At 54.6% G+C, this 13,716-nt stretch carries 15 protein-coding genes and 1 tRNA gene; 12 read left to right on the top strand and 4 right to left on the bottom strand.

Going from position 1 to position 13,716, the window contains the following annotated elements; translation table 11 throughout:
- From AB4Y96_RS02505 to AB4Y96_RS02480, 6 genes are all read left to right on the top strand, one after another.
- On the top strand, positions 1-168 hold the full coding sequence (locus tag AB4Y96_RS02505) for a hypothetical protein (protein WP_175540558.1): 168 nt from the start codon (positions 1-3) through the stop codon (positions 166-168).
- 33 nt (positions 169-201) lie between these two features.
- Positions 202-2,274 (top strand): potassium-transporting ATPase subunit KdpB, encoded by a 2,073-nt coding sequence (gene kdpB, locus AB4Y96_RS02500; RefSeq protein ID WP_091879684.1) that lies wholly within the window; start codon positions 202-204, stop codon positions 2,272-2,274.
- Positions 2,275-2,285: 11 nt separating this feature from the next.
- Positions 2,286-2,852 (top strand): potassium-transporting ATPase subunit KdpC, encoded by a 567-nt coding sequence (kdpC, locus tag AB4Y96_RS02495; RefSeq protein WP_441915449.1) that lies wholly within the window; start codon positions 2,286-2,288, stop codon positions 2,850-2,852.
- A gap of 72 nt (positions 2,853-2,924) precedes the next feature.
- Entirely contained in the window at positions 2,925-5,630 is a 2,706-nt protein-coding gene (locus AB4Y96_RS02490) for a DUF4118 domain-containing protein (RefSeq protein ID WP_441915447.1), read from the top strand.
- Positions 5,627-6,319, top strand: coding sequence for a response regulator transcription factor (locus AB4Y96_RS02485; RefSeq protein ID WP_441915445.1), 693 nt, complete (start codon positions 5,627-5,629; stop codon positions 6,317-6,319). Before AB4Y96_RS02490 ends, AB4Y96_RS02485 begins: the two co-directional genes overlap by 4 nt.
- A gap of 41 nt (positions 6,320-6,360) precedes the next feature.
- Positions 6,361-6,822 (top strand): PTS sugar transporter subunit IIA, encoded by a 462-nt coding sequence (locus tag AB4Y96_RS02480; protein ID WP_441915443.1) that lies wholly within the window; start codon positions 6,361-6,363, stop codon positions 6,820-6,822.
- Between the two features lie 97 nt (positions 6,823-6,919).
- On the opposite strand, the gene AB4Y96_RS02475 is transcribed toward AB4Y96_RS02480, so the two are convergent.
- From AB4Y96_RS02475 to AB4Y96_RS02465, 3 genes are all read right to left on the bottom strand, one after another.
- Positions 6,920-7,228: a hypothetical protein gene (locus AB4Y96_RS02475; protein WP_441915441.1), complete on the bottom strand. Its 309-nt coding sequence runs from the start codon at positions 7,226-7,228 to the stop codon at positions 6,920-6,922.
- 83 nt (positions 7,229-7,311) lie between these two features.
- The gene (gene dapA / locus AB4Y96_RS02470) at positions 7,312-8,298 is read right to left on the bottom strand and encodes a 4-hydroxy-tetrahydrodipicolinate synthase (protein WP_441915439.1); all 987 of its coding nucleotides are present in this window, start codon (positions 8,296-8,298) and stop codon (positions 7,312-7,314) included.
- 49 nt (positions 8,299-8,347) lie between these two features.
- Positions 8,348-8,506 (bottom strand): hypothetical protein, encoded by a 159-nt coding sequence (locus AB4Y96_RS02465; protein WP_441915437.1) that lies wholly within the window; start codon positions 8,504-8,506, stop codon positions 8,348-8,350.
- A gap of 317 nt (positions 8,507-8,823) precedes the next feature.
- Between AB4Y96_RS02465 and AB4Y96_RS02460 the strand changes: the two genes are divergently transcribed.
- Positions 8,824-8,970 (top strand): DUF1127 domain-containing protein, encoded by a 147-nt coding sequence (locus AB4Y96_RS02460; RefSeq protein ID WP_091879693.1) that lies wholly within the window; start codon positions 8,824-8,826, stop codon positions 8,968-8,970.
- A gap of 291 nt (positions 8,971-9,261) precedes the next feature.
- Here the strand turns inward: AB4Y96_RS02460 and AB4Y96_RS02455 are convergent.
- Positions 9,262-9,351, bottom strand: a tRNA-Ser gene (locus tag AB4Y96_RS02455).
- A gap of 365 nt (positions 9,352-9,716) precedes the next feature.
- On the opposite strand from AB4Y96_RS02455, the gene rplU reads away from it, so the two are divergent.
- The 5 genes from rplU to proB all read left to right on the top strand — a co-directional run bounded on the left by rplU (position 9,717) and on the right by proB (position 13,713).
- Entirely contained in the window at positions 9,717-10,196 is a 480-nt protein-coding gene (rplU, locus tag AB4Y96_RS02450; protein ID WP_441915435.1) for a 50S ribosomal protein L21, read from the top strand.
- Positions 10,197-10,220: 24 nt separating this feature from the next.
- The gene (gene rpmA, locus AB4Y96_RS02445) at positions 10,221-10,493 is read left to right on the top strand and encodes a 50S ribosomal protein L27 (RefSeq protein ID WP_091879696.1); all 273 of its coding nucleotides are present in this window, start codon (positions 10,221-10,223) and stop codon (positions 10,491-10,493) included.
- Between the two features lie 119 nt (positions 10,494-10,612).
- Positions 10,613-11,236: a GNAT family N-acetyltransferase gene (locus AB4Y96_RS02440; RefSeq protein ID WP_441915433.1), complete on the top strand. Its 624-nt coding sequence runs from the start codon at positions 10,613-10,615 to the stop codon at positions 11,234-11,236.
- Between the two features lie 94 nt (positions 11,237-11,330).
- Positions 11,331-12,365, top strand: a complete 1,035-nt coding sequence (gene obgE / locus AB4Y96_RS02435) for a GTPase ObgE (protein ID WP_091879699.1) — start codon at positions 11,331-11,333, stop codon at positions 12,363-12,365.
- A gap of 199 nt (positions 12,366-12,564) precedes the next feature.
- The gene (proB, locus tag AB4Y96_RS02430; RefSeq protein ID WP_441915430.1) at positions 12,565-13,713 is read left to right on the top strand and encodes a glutamate 5-kinase; all 1,149 of its coding nucleotides are present in this window, start codon (positions 12,565-12,567) and stop codon (positions 13,711-13,713) included.
- The last annotated feature ends 3 nt before the right edge of the window (positions 13,714-13,716 follow it).

Below are 13,716 nucleotides of genomic sequence, written 5' to 3'. Positions count from 1 at the left end.
ATGCGTCATGGTTACCTGCAGTTCAACGCTCATTCCCGCGCCCGAAAGCTGGCGCGGGGGGCAGCCAAACGTGTGCGGGCTTCCGATATCGTCCTCGGCATGATGCTGGTGACGCTTGTTGTCTGGCTCATCGCATACGCATTCATTCACATGGTTACGTCGGTCTGATCGGCCGCTGTTCAGTCACAACTGGAGTCTCAAATGAGCCAGTCCAAATCCGCGAGCCTAATGGACGCTCGCATATTGTTACCAGCCGTCGGAGGCGCTTTCAAAAAGCTTGATCCGCGCACTCTTGCCAGAAATCCGGTGATGTTCGTCGTCGCTGTGGTTTCGGCGCTGACCACGATTTTGTTCATAAAGGACATCATTGTTGGCGGTCATGACCTCAGTTTTTCGTTTCAGATCATAGTGTGGTTATGGTTCACGGTGCTTTTTGCTAATTTTGCGGAAGCGGTCGCGGAAGGGCGGGGTAAGGCACAGGCCGATTCACTGCGCAAGGCCCGTACCGAAACCCAGGCAAAGCTCTTGTCGGGTGAAGACCGCACCAATTTCAAACTGGTTCCGGGCACGAGCCTGAAGGTCGGAGATATCGTTCTGGTTGACGCTGGCGACATCATCCCGTCAGACGGCGAAGTTGTCGAAGGTATCGCGTCGGTCAATGAATCAGCAATAACAGGCGAATCTGCACCTGTCATCCGGGAATCCGGTGGTGATCGATCAGCGGTAACGGGTGGCACGCAGGTGCTGTCCGATTGGCTCCGTGTCCGCATCACGGCAGCAGCCGGTTCAACATTCATCGACCGAATGATCGCGCTCGTTGAAGGTGCAGAACGTCAAAAGACACCCAATGAGATTGCACTCAACATCCTTCTTGCAGGCATGACGCTCATCTTCGTTCTTGCCACGGCGACTATCCCAAGCTTTGCATCCTATGCGGGCGGCGCCATTCCTGTTGTGGTGCTCGTCGCTTTGTTCGTGACGCTCATCCCGACCACGATCGGTGCATTGCTCTCAGCCATCGGTATTGCCGGTATGGACAGGCTCATCCAGTTCAATGTGCTTGCGATGTCCGGTCGTGCGGTTGAGGCGGCGGGTGATGTGGATACATTGCTGCTTGATAAGACCGGCACCATTACTTTCGGTAATCGTCAAGCCACTGAGTTCAGCCCGGTGAAGGGTGTGAGTGAACAGGAACTTGCCGATGCAGCACAACTTGCATCGCTCGCGGACGAAACTCCTGAGGGCCGTTCCATCGTGGTTCTGGCCAAGGAAAAGTACGGAATCCGCGCCCGCGATATGGCGACCTTACACGCCACGTTTGTGCCATTCACAGCGCAGAGCCGCATGAGCGGCGTGGATATTGATGGTTCTTCAATCAGAAAAGGCGCGGTTGAGGCTGTCCTTTCATATGTCGACCTCTCGACTGTCGCGACAGGTGCAACACGCGCCAGCAGCGAAACCGTTCGCGAATTGCAGGCGATTGCCGATCAGATTGCCAAAGCAGGTGGAACGCCGCTTGCAGTTGTCAGGGACGGGAAGCTTCTGGGTGTTATTCATCTCAAGGACATCGTGAAGGGTGGCATCCGGGAACGTTTCGCTGAACTGCGGCGCATGGGTATTCGCACCGTCATGATCACCGGTGACAATCCTTTGACAGCAGCGGCAATTGCTGCGGAAGCTGGCGTTGACGATTTTCTTGCTCAGGCAACACCTGAAAACAAGCTTTCGCTCATCCGCGATGAACAGTCCAAGGGCAAACTCGTTGCCATGTGCGGTGATGGTACAAATGATGCTCCAGCGCTGGCGCAGGCGGACGTCGGCGTTGCCATGAACACTGGTACAGTTGCTGCTCGTGAAGCCGGAAACATGGTCGATCTTGATAGTGATCCGACGAAGTTGATCGAAATCGTTGGCATCGGCAAGCAGCTGCTCATGACGCGTGGTGCCTTGACGACATTTTCCATCGCCAATGATATCGCCAAATACTTTGCGATCATCCCAGCAATGTTTCTGGCATTTTACCCGCAACTGGCCGCGCTCAATATTATGGGTCTGCAGACACCTCAGAGCGCCATCCTATCGGCCATCATCTTCAATGCGCTTATCATCGTTGCCCTTATCCCCCTGTCACTGAAAGGTGTAAAATACCGCGCAGTGGGTGCCGGGGCGCTTCTAAGCCGCAATCTGCTCATCTACGGCCTTGGCGGCGTTATTGTTCCGTTCGTCGGAATTAAAGCCATCGACGTGGTCATAACAAGCCTTGGGCTTGTGTAAAGGATATCCCGATGCTCAAACAACTTAAGCCCGCGATTGTCATGATAATCGCACTCACAATTATCACAGGCCTGCTCTACCCCTTGGGGATGACCGGATTATCGCAGCTCCTTTTCGCACGTCAGGCAAATGGCAGTCTTGTCGAAAAGGACGGCAAGGTAATCGGGTCTGAATTGATCGGTCAGGCGTTCACAAGTGACCAGTATTTTCATGGGCGGCCATCGGCTGCCGGTGACGGCTACAATGCTGCAGCCTCCAGCGGCTCCAATCTCGGACCTACCAACCCGAAATTGATTGATCGCATCAAAACCGATGCCGCATCCTTGAAGGAAAGTAACCCCGGCGCACCGGTCCCGATCGATCTCGTGACAACCTCAGGGAGTGGACTTGATCCGGACATTTCTCCTGAAGCAGCATATTTTCAGGTTGGACGAGTGGCCAAGGCTCGTGGTGCAGATGAACAGGCCATTCGCAAACTGGTTGACCAAAATGTCGAAGGCCGTGAACTCGGCTTTATGGGTGAACCGGTTGTGAATGTTCTGAAATTGAATCAGGCGCTTGATAGCCTGGGCAAATAACTTTTGAATATGGAGGCCGGAGATTTGCGTCAGCACAGCTCCGGCCTTTCTTCATTGGGAGAGGCTTTGTAAATGCCTGACGACAACCGCGACTTGGATCGAAGACCGTCTCCGGATGCACTTCTCGAAAATGCCGATCGTGAACGTCGCGGCCGACTGAAGATTTTTCTCGGCGCTGCTCCGGGGGTAGGAAAGACCTACGAAATGTTGATGTCGGGCCGGGCGGCAATTGCCGACGGATCAGATGTTGTGATTGGTGTTGTCGAAACCCATGGTCGTAAAGAGACGCAGGCTCTTGTCGAAGGTTTTGAAGTCATGCCGCGCAGAAGCGTGGATTATAAAAATCATCAACTTGAAGAGATGGATATTGATGCCATCCTCGCGCGTCGGCCGGCCCTCGTACTGGTTGACGAACTCGCGCATACCAACGCGCCGGGCAGCCGCCATCCCAAACGGTATATGGATGTCGAGGAAATCCTGTCTCAGGACATTGATGTCTATTCGACCCTGAACATCCAACATGTCGAGAGCCTGAATGATATCGTTGCCCAGATCACCCGGGTCCGTGTGCACGAAACTGTGCCGGATTCGGTCATTGATCAGGCAGATGAAGTTGAAATTATCGATCTCACCCCAGCCGATCTCATCAAGAGATTGCAGGAAGGCAAGGTGTACCTGCCTGCTACGGCCAAACGAGCGACAGAGAACTATTTTTCTCCGGGCAATCTGACCGCACTGCGTGAACTTGCCTTGCGCCGGACTGCCCAGCGCGTTGACGATCAATTGCTTACGCATATGCAGGCCAATGCAATATCGGGACCTTGGGCTGCCGGTGATCGTGTTTTGGTATGTGTTGACGAGCAGCCGCGCGGTGCCTCGCTTGTGCGTTATGCGCGGCGACTGGCAGACAGGCTCCGTGCTCCATGGGCCGCAGTTCATGTTGAAACGCAGCGGTTTGCTTACCTCTCGGAGGCAGACAGGGACAGACTGGCGTCAACCCTGCGTTTGGCCGACCAGTTAGGCGGTGACACGATCACACTTCCCGGCCGGAATGCCGCGGAGGAAATCGCCCGGCATGCACGGGAGAACAATGTCACTCATATCGTAACGGGCAAGCCGAATAAGCCACGGTGGCGCGAACTGTTTGAGGGATCCGTATCCCACGACCTGATACGGCATGCCGGAAACATCAGCGTCCACGTTATTTCAGGCAATGATCAGGAGGTGGTCTCCTCGCAACGGCGTTCAGCGGGTACACCAAGACCAAGTTTCCAGATCAAACCGTATCTCTTGAGCACCGGGTATGTTGTAGCAGCGCTCGGATTTGGTCTTCTGCTGTCGCGCTTTCTCGATGTGCGCAACATCGCGCTCGTATTTCTCATGGCGGTGCTGGCATCGGCCGTAACGTTGGGATTATGGCCAGCCTTGTTTGCCTCTGTCGTCAGCGCAGCGGTGCTTAATTTCTTCTTCCTTGATCCGCTTTATACTCTGGTAATCAGTGATCCGGAGAGCGTTATTGCCCTCGGATTTTTCTTTGTCGTCGCGGTGATCGCCAGCAATCTGACGGCTCGGGTCCAGCGGCAAGCCTCGTCGGCACGCCAGCGTGTTCGGACCACGGAAGACCTTTACTCCTTCAGCAAAAAATTGGCGGGAACCGGCACCCTTGATGACGTCCTTTGGGCAACAGCATTCCAGATTGCGTCGATGCTTAAAGTACGGGTGGTGCTTCTCCTGCCTGATCATGGTTCCATTCAGGTCAAGGCGGGATATCCGCCGGATGATACGCTGGATGAGGCTGATATCGCCGCCGCGCGGTGGGCTTGGGAAAACAACCGCGCTGCGGGCCGGGGAGCCGATACGCTTCCGGGGGCAAAACGGCTCTATTTGCCCTTGCGAACGGGCCGTATGGCGGTTGGTGTCATTGGTCTCGACAATGATAAGCAAGGCCCGCTTCTGTCACCGGAGCAGCAACGGCTGCTGGACGCACTGGCGGATCAGGCGGCGGTTGCTATTGAACGAACACAGCTTGCAGTTGATGTTGACCGCGCAAAGCTGGCGGCCGAAGCAGATCGCCTGCGCTCGGCACTGCTGACGTCAATTTCACACGATCTCAAAACGCCGCTTGCGGCGATTATGGGCGCGGCTGGAACGTTGAAGGAATTTGCGCCCGCGCTTGCTGAAGACGCCAAGATTGACCTGTTGTCGACCGTGCTTGATGAGTCCGAAAGGCTCAATCGCTTTATTTCCAATTTGCTCGATATGACGAAGCTGGAATCCGGGGCAATGGAACCGAATTACGCGTTCCAGTATGTCGGCGATATCGTTGGGACTGCGCTTGATAGGGCTAGGAAAATTATCGGTCAACATAAGACGGAAATTGATATTCCAGCCGACTTGCCTGTGCTGAGGCTGGATGCGGTTCTGTTCGAACAGGTTCTGTTCAACCTGCTCGATAATGCCTCAAAATATGCACCCGAAGGATCAAGTTTGCGCATACAGGCGTGGAGCGACGATGGCTGGGTGATACTACAGGTTATGGACGAGGGGCCGGGTATCCCCCAGGAAGACCTGGAGCGCGTATTCGATACGTTTTATCGCGTCAGGAAAGGCGATCGGGTAACAGCCGGTACCGGGCTCGGACTTTCGATATCGAGAGGCTTCATCGAAGCCATGGGGGGCACGATCACAGCCGAGCGCAGAACAGACCGCTCCGGCGCGATCTTTACGATCAGGATGCCTATCCCAAAAGACACTCCAGCAATAGAAGAGCTGATATGACCAACTCAAATGTCAAAATATTGGTTGTCGATGATGAATCGCCGATCCGTAAGTTGCTTCGGGTAGGCCTGATGACGCAAGGATATACCGTTCTTGAAGCAGGAAACGCATGGTCGGCGATTGAGCAGGAGCGCCTCACGCATCCCGACCTCATTATTCTTGATCTGGGCCTGCCCGATTTGTCTGGTCATGAATTGCTGCGCAGGTGGCGTGATGAAGGGCTGGAACTTCCAGTCGTTATTCTATCAAGCCGAACCGATGAGAAGGGAATTGTGGAAGCGCTTGAGCTTGGCGCTGACGATTACGTCACAAAACCATTTGGAATGAATGAAATTGTGGCCCGTATCCGTGTCGCTCTGCGCCATAGACTTCAGCAACAGGGCGAAAGACCAGTCTTTGAAACGGGGAGTCTGTCCGTCGACATCGTCAAACGCATAGTCAAAGTGGATGGTAAGGAGATCAGGCTTTCCCCGAAGGAATACGACATTTTGCGTATTCTTGTTCAGTACGCCGGGAAGGTTCTGACACACCAGTTCCTGCTTGATCAGGTGTGGGGAGGGTCCACGGATGTGCAATATCTTCGCGTATATGTCCGGCAGCTACGCCAGAAAATTGAACAGACACCTGATCAACCAAAATACATCACGACAGAAACTGGCGTTGGCTACCGTCTCAGGGAGGTGGATTGAGCATCACTTGCTTGATCACCAAACTGCGCATCATAAATTGAATGAGTATTGCAATGAAGCTTGCCGACTATATCGCTCTTGAGAGCATTGTTCCTGATCTTGACGTCTCGTCCAAGAGTCAGGCTCTGCAGGCGATTTCAACCAATATATCGCCGATGATTGGCGTATCGGCGGATGTGATCGTTCATTCGCTGCAAAAACGGGAAGAACTTGGTTCCACGGGTGTCGGTGGAGGTATCGCAATTCCGCACGCCCGCATTCTTGGGATATCAAAGCCGATCGCGGCCTTTGCAAAATTAAAAAAACCTATTGATTTTGAGGCGATAGACGATTTGCCCGTCGATATTATTCTTGCACTGCTGACACCGGATCAGGCACCGGCTGAACATCTGAATGTCCTTGCATGCTTTTCCAGAAAGCTTAGGTCGCCGGATGTGCTTAAGAGGATGAGGGCGACCAGAAATGCACAAACATTATTGGATTGTCTGGTGATGGACACATAGAGCAGGCCCTAAAACAGGCGGCAGCCCCCGTTCACTGAGAAACTGCCACTGTTGATTTGTTCTGCCTCGCTTGAAGCATGAATGCGTTCTTCTGATATCAAGCGCGTTTCCGCTGGCCGCGGTTCGCATCATTTCGATTGCGACTGGCGGTCTTTTGCTTGGACGCTTGTGCCAGATCACTCCAGGCATCGGCGAGTATAAATTCGTTGTCATCTGCACAGCAGACGGCTCCCGGTACATGATCGCTTTCAGTAGTAGCAAAATGAACCGCGGCTTCCTTGTCAGCGAACAGGCCGCCGACCAGGTGTTTGCGGTCGCATACCATCCAGCATCCGTCCGGATTCTTTCCGACAAGAAAACGGCTGCTCAAGTTTGAATTGGCGTGATTCTGATAAGCATAGGCCATGATTGGTCACTTTCCGCTGAGAGGGGACTCGAAGCGTTTCTGTTTTGATGATGTTATGAGGGTTGCGGAATTCGCCGTTCCACTCACAGCCGCCAGGCAAGAGGCGCTGAGAGCATTTTGGACAGGCCCTCGACCGCGTTTGTTTTCACGTTGTCCTGAGGAATTTGCCCGCCAGCTGCGGGACCGCCGAGTTCGTCCAGAGCCAATCGGATGTGGTGGGCCGTTTCCTCTGATACGGGAACGAGAGGCAGGCGGAGTTCGTCATTCATGCCGCGCCGATGCTTGAGTGCAGACTTGATGGAGCACGGATTCGCATCGAGATCGAGTGCGCTCAGAACTGGCAGCAATCTCTGCTGGATATATCTGGCAGTAGGCCAATCATTTTTTCTGCAGGCATTGTGCATGGCAACGCAGACATGCGGTAGAACATTGGCAATGACCGAAATGCTGCCGTCGCCACCTGTCAGATTGAAGGCATGCGCGGTCGCGTCATGTCCTGACAGCAGAATGAAACGGTCCTGGAATGTGTGCCGAACTTCGTCGACGCGTCTGATGTCGCCGGTCGCGTCCTTGATGCCGATAATCGAGGGTATCTGTGCAAGCCGGTCAAGGGTCTGTAGCGACAGGTCGACACCGGTTCTTGACGGTACATTGTAGATGAAGATGGGCAGTTTCACCCGCTGCGCAATCGTTTCGAAGTGATGCGCGATGCCGTTTTGGCTTGGCTTGTTGTAGTAGGGGGTGACCACAAGGGCTGCATCGGCGCCGCATGATTCCGCAGCCGATGTGTAGGCCACCGTAAGCTCGGTGCTGTTCGTACCTGTGCCAGCAATGACAGGAACCCGTCCCTTGGATACTCTGACGGTGGTGCGGATGATCTTTAAACGTTCGTCCCAGGAAAGGGTTGGGGCTTCACCTGTGGTTCCGCAGGGCACAAGGCCCTCTATGCCTGACAATATCTGCCATTGGATATGTTCAGCGAGGGTGTCGTGGTCGACGGCTCCATTTTTGAACGGCGTGACGAGGGCGGTCATTATGCCCGATAATCGTGGGGGAATAGGATTGGTCATGGATTTCCTCTTTTGGACGATCTGGTGGGATCAGTGCAAATCCTGCAATTCAGATGAAGTTGTTGATGGCCGCATATATTCTCAAGGCGGCAGCGCCTGATAAAAGAGAAGCAAGCACCAGCAATGCGATCAGTGTTGAGCCGAGCTTCGATATGTGGCGGGTTTCAATGGTCTGATTGTTGACTGGCAACAAACGGTTCGACGTCATCGTCATTTCCTTGCACTCCAATTCTTTGGGTACAGGAAAGAAATACCATGGTGTCGGATAGGAATTCCATTCCGCACCAAGCGCAAAGATATCAAGAAGTTATAAAGGTGGAGCCCATGTGCATGGTCGTCGGTATGCGGTGTGATATTATCGAGCCCAACAGGTGGTACCCCGTGACCAATGCGTCTGGTGCATAGGTGGAATGAGGGATTGTGGCTGTTTTAAATCGATTGAAAGCCTTATGTTTCAATCATCGAAACGACGCCGGGACCAAGCAAGGTTGCTGACGTCAGACAGCCCTCAGAAAGGGGATTATCATGAACGTTGCACGCTCTTTCAACAACTGGCTCAAGTTCCGTCAGACCGTTACTGAACTTGGCCGCATGTCCAGTCGCGAACTCCAGGATTTGGGCATCGACCGCGCCGATATCCGTAGTGTTGCCCGCGCATCGGTCGCTCGCTGATAGCGGTAGACCAACCAGCCAACAGCCGCTCGACGCCCGCTTCTAACGCGGGCGTTTTTGCGTTGATCGCTGCGGTGAATGCCCTTGTGGGTTATGGGCAATCTGGCCAGTCCCATTTTGATCAATGAATATCTTAATTTGATTCACGAGCAGATTTCGCGTGGATTCATCGTGACCAGATGATGGAGGCACGCAAAGACGCTGGAACAGCGCGTCATTGGTGGGTCTTTGTGCAGTTCTAAGGCTACGCCGTATGTAGCGATATGAAAAATACCGGAAATTAAGCGTATATGGCGGAGAGGGAGGGATTTGAACCCCCGATGGAGTTGCCCCCATGCCGCATTTCGAGTGCGGTGCTTTCAACCACTCAGCCACCTCTCCGCGTATAAGTGCCTGCCTTAGACAGACCCTCGATGTGGCCGGGACGATAATCCCAGCCGATGCCGCGATGTCCGTTGGTTTGATCCGTAAGACTTGGCTTGAGCGTGCGACGCGCTAGATAGCGGGCAAAGCGCAAGGATACAAGAGCAATTTTGCGTTAAATTTCTTGACTCTCTTATAATCCTCCCCTTATAAGCGCCCAACGACTGGCGTGGGGGATTCTCCGCGCCGTTTGTTTTTGAGTCCGGATGCCCAAATTCGCAAGGATAGAAAGCATCTTTCGATTAATATGTCACGACTGACAAAAAGACGGTTATTGCCTTTAAACCGGCAAAAAACCGAACCGAACGCCGAAAGGGCATAAAATGTTCGCAGTCATCAAAACTGGTGGTAAGCAGTATCGCGTTGCCGCCAATGACCTTCTGAAGGTCGAGAAAGTTGCCGGCAATGCCGGTGATATCGTTCAATTTGCCGAAGTTCTGATGGTTGGTGTCGGTGCAGACGCTACGATCGGTGCTCCGACCGTTGGCGGCGCGCTGGTAACAGCTGAAGTCGTCGAGCAGGACCGGGCACGCAAGGTTATCGCTTTCAAGAAGCGTCGCCGCCAGAACTCCAAGCGTACACGCGGTCATCGTCAGGAATTGACGACGATCCGGATCGCAGAGATCCTGACGGATGGTGCCAAGCCTACGAAGACTGCTGCTGAAAAGCCGGTCAATAAGAAGCCTGCTCCGAAGGCGGAAGCTGCCGCTGTAGAAGCAACCGAGACCAAAGCCGCCCCGAAAGCCAAAGCTGCGCCAAAGAAGGCTGCTGCCAAGGCTGAGAAGCCCGCTTCGGGCGAATAAGAACAGGTTTAAAGGAGAAATCCCATGGCACACAAAAAAGCTGGTGGTTCGTCGCGCAACGGTCGTGATTCCGAATCAAAGCGCCTTGGCGTAAAGAAGTTTGGCGGCGAGCGCGTGCTTGCTGGCAACATCCTCGTTCGTCAACGCGGCACCAAATGGCATCCCGGCGTCAATGTTGGCCTCGGCAAGGATCACACACTCTTCGCACTTGAAGCCGGTGTTGTATCTTTCCGTACCAAAGCCAACGGCCGTAGTTTCGTGTCGATCGTGAACCCGATCGCCGAAGCAGCAGAATAGCTGGTCCTGCTTAAAGCACCGGCGTCCCCATCGGACCCGGTGACTGGCAACCAAGCCAAAAGATCAAAGGGAGATGGGGTTACCACCCATCTCCCTTTTCGCATCTGGAGGATAGCAAAATGGTTGCCGAATTACTGGAAGACGATGAAGACAGACTGGACCTGATAGACTGTCCGGTCTTAGTGACCGAACGCCTGGTCCTGCGCGCGCCGCACACCGAGGACGTTGACGCAATTGCCCGTCTCGCCGACAATCTTCGTGTGGCGGAAATGCTTTCCCGCATGCCCCACCCTTACACACAAGATCATGCGGTGGACTTCGTGCGCCGCGCCAATGCGGGCGAGATCGGCAAATGCGTTTACGCGATTACCTTGGCACAGTCCGGTACATTCATTGGCTGCTGCGGTATCAATTACCGCCGCAGCAGGGACCAGCGGATAAATGAGCCACGCAAGGACGAGCTTGAGATCGGCTACTGGCTGGGCGAGCCCCATTGGGGCAAGGGCTATGCTACGGAAACGGCGCATGCACTGGTTGATCTCGTGTTCCGTGCCACGCAGGTTGAAAAGCTGCATGCATCCTGCCGGGTCTCGAACATGGGTTCGCGGCGGGTGCTCTATAAGAGTGGATTCCAATATGCCAACACAGGCATGATGGATTCGCTTGCGGCCGGAAACGTGCCTGTCGAACGTTATATGCTGGATCGGCGGACGTGGATCGGGCTTCGTAGCTGGAATGCGTAATTATGACTGGCCGCCTCAATCTCATGAGACGGCCAGTTTTCTTCTCGTGCATTTTCCTGTAATGCCTCGGGACATCAAAAAGGACTGAACTTCCATGAAATTTCTCGATCAGGCGAAAGTCTATATCCGCTCCGGCGACGGTGGTGCCGGCTCGGTATCGTTCCGTCGTGAAAAATTTCTGGAATTTGGCGGTCCCGATGGCGGTGACGGCGGACGCGGCGGCGATGTCTGGGCCGAGGCTGTAAATGGTCTCAACACGCTGATCGACTATCGTTACCAGCAGCATTTCAAAGCCAAAACAGGCATGCACGGCATGGGCCGCAACATGACCGGCGGCAAGGGCTCTGATGTTGTGCTCAAAGTTCCGATTGGAACGCAGATCTTCGAAGACGACAATGAAACGCTGATTTATGACTTTACCACTGTTGGTCAGCGCTATCGTTTGGCCAAGGGTGGCAATGGCGGTTTTGGCAATCTGCACTTCAAGACATCGACCAATCAGGCGCCGCGCCGCGCCAATCCCGGACTTGAGGGCGAAGAGCGCAATTTGTGGCTGCGGCTGAAGTTGATCGCCGATGCCGGTCTTCTGGGCAAGCCCAATGCTGGCAAGTCGACTTTTCTTGCCAGTGTGACGGCGGCTAAACCGAAAATCGCTGACTATCCGTTCACGACGTTGCATCCAAACCTTGGTGTTGCCCGCATCGATGCGCGCGAATTTGTCATTGCCGATATTCCAGGACTTATCGAAGGCGCGCATGAGGGCGTGGGCATTGGCGACCGATTCCTTGGCCATGTGGAGCGTACGCGGGTCCTCCTGCATCTTGTTTCGGCACAGGAAGAGAATGTTGCGCAAGCCTATAAAACGGTGCGCACTGAGCTTGAGGCCTATGGTCACGGACTGGCTGACAAGCTTGAGATCGTGGCACTGAGCCAGATCGATACGCTGGATGCCGCTGCGCGCAAGAAGAAGATTGCAGCGCTGAAAAAGGCAGCCGGGCGTGAGCCGATGCTGTTGTCTGCGGTCAGTCGCGAGGGTGTTGAGCAGGTCTTGCGGGCACTGTCAGCGATCATTCTGGAATCGCGTCAGTCAGAGGCCCCGGTAGAGGTCGATACCCGCTTCAAATATTGAGTAGCATGATGTTTGCGGAAGAAATCGTCTTGTGGCTTACCCCTCTCTGTCCTGTCGGACATCTCCCCCACAAGGGGGGAGATCACATTGGCATAAACGCCTTTGCACAACCGGAAACGTTTCAAATTGTGCAAAGGCAGTACAGACAGCTGATCTCCCCCCTTGTGGGGGAGATGCCCGACAGGGCAGAGGGGGGTGAATGACCACCAATATCCCTCTCAAACTCTCAGGCTACCGGCGGATCGTGGTCAAGATCGGCTCGGCCTTGCTGGTGGACCGCTCCAAGGGATTGAAGCGCGATTGGCTGGAAAGCCTTGGGAGCGATGTGGCGCGGCTGGTGCAGGCGGGTGTCGAGGTGATGATCGTCTCCTCCGGGGCCATTGCGCTGGGACGAACTGTGCTTGGATTGCCAAAGGGCGCCTTGCGGCTGGAGGAAAGCCAAGCTGCTGCCGCGGCAGGTCAGATCGAGCTTGCCAAGGCCTATGCCGAGGTGCTGGGCCATCATCAATTGCGGGCGGGGCAAATCCTTTTGACGCTGTCCGACACGGAAGAGCGCCGCCGCTATCTCAATGCCCGTGCCACGGTTGGCACATTGCTGCGGCTCAAGGCCGTGCCAGTCATCAATGAAAATGACACGGTGGCGACGACTGAAATCCGCTATGGCGACAATGATCGTCTTGCTGCCCGCGTTGCGACGATGATGGGCGCTGATCTTCTGATCCTTTTGTCTGACATTGATGGACTTTACACTGCTCCACCACATCAGAACCCCGATGCGCAGTTTCTGCCGGTGGTCGATGCGATTACGCCTGATATTGAAGCTATGGCAGGCGCTGCCGCTTCGGAATATTCGCGCGGCGGCATGAAAACCAAGCTCGACGCGGGTAAGATTGCCAATGCGGCGGGGACGGCGATGATCATTGCCTCGGGTACGCGTATGCATCCCTTGGGCGCTATCGATGCGGGCGAGCGGTCGACACTGTTCAAGCCAAGCTCAAATCCTGTCAATGCGTGGAAGACCTGGATATCAGGCAATCTTGAACCGGCGGGCCGGCTGGTGATCGATGAGGGTGCGCTCGTAGCACTTAAATCGGGCAAATCACTTCTGGCGGCGGGTGTACGCGAGGTGGCCGGACAGTTCACGCGCGGCGATACGGTTGCCGTGGTGGGGCCTGACGGACGCGAAGCAGCGCGCGGCCTTATTGCTTATGATGCCGGGGATGCCGTAAAGATTGCGGGGCGGAAAACCAATGAGATTGCCACGATCCTTGGTTATGATGCCCGTTCCGCGATGATCCACCGGGATGATCTGGTTATGCGCGCAGCAAAACGTGCTGCGAAGGAGTGAAAG

It is taken from the genome of Phyllobacterium sp. TAF24 (assembly GCF_052113785.1).
In the GTDB taxonomy this organism is placed as follows: domain Bacteria; phylum Pseudomonadota; class Alphaproteobacteria; order Rhizobiales; family Rhizobiaceae; genus Phyllobacterium.
Note: the sequence above shows the minus strand (reverse complement) of the source record. Positions and strands in the feature narration are given on the sequence as shown.

Bases quoted from the DNA above. Each gene is read 5' to 3' on its own strand.
- AB4Y96_RS02505 (WP_175540558.1), top strand. From the start codon at position 1: ATGCGTCATGGTTACCTGCAGTTCAACGCTCATTCCCGCGCCCGAAAG.
- kdpB (WP_091879684.1), top strand. From the start codon at position 202: ATGAGCCAGTCCAAATCCGCGAGCCTAATGGACGCTCGCATATTGTTA.
- kdpC (WP_441915449.1), top strand. From the start codon at position 2,286: ATGCTCAAACAACTTAAGCCCGCGATTGTCATGATAATCGCACTCACA.
- AB4Y96_RS02490 (WP_441915447.1), top strand. From the start codon at position 2,925: ATGCCTGACGACAACCGCGACTTGGATCGAAGACCGTCTCCGGATGCA.
- AB4Y96_RS02485 (WP_441915445.1), top strand. From the start codon at position 5,627: ATGACCAACTCAAATGTCAAAATATTGGTTGTCGATGATGAATCGCCG.
- AB4Y96_RS02480 (WP_441915443.1), top strand. From the start codon at position 6,361: ATGAGTATTGCAATGAAGCTTGCCGACTATATCGCTCTTGAGAGCATT.
- AB4Y96_RS02475 (WP_441915441.1), bottom strand. From the start codon at position 7,228: ATGGCCTATGCTTATCAGAATCACGCCAATTCAAACTTGAGCAGCCGT.
- dapA (WP_441915439.1), bottom strand. From the start codon at position 8,298: ATGACCAATCCTATTCCCCCACGATTATCGGGCATAATGACCGCCCTC.
- AB4Y96_RS02465 (WP_441915437.1), bottom strand. From the start codon at position 8,506: ATGACGTCGAACCGTTTGTTGCCAGTCAACAATCAGACCATTGAAACC.
- AB4Y96_RS02460 (WP_091879693.1), top strand. From the start codon at position 8,824: ATGAACGTTGCACGCTCTTTCAACAACTGGCTCAAGTTCCGTCAGACC.
- rplU (WP_441915435.1), top strand. From the start codon at position 9,717: ATGTTCGCAGTCATCAAAACTGGTGGTAAGCAGTATCGCGTTGCCGCC.
- rpmA (WP_091879696.1), top strand. From the start codon at position 10,221: ATGGCACACAAAAAAGCTGGTGGTTCGTCGCGCAACGGTCGTGATTCC.
- AB4Y96_RS02440 (WP_441915433.1), top strand. From the start codon at position 10,613: ATGGTTGCCGAATTACTGGAAGACGATGAAGACAGACTGGACCTGATA.
- obgE (WP_091879699.1), top strand. From the start codon at position 11,331: ATGAAATTTCTCGATCAGGCGAAAGTCTATATCCGCTCCGGCGACGGT.
- proB (WP_441915430.1), top strand. From the start codon at position 12,565: ATGACCACCAATATCCCTCTCAAACTCTCAGGCTACCGGCGGATCGTG.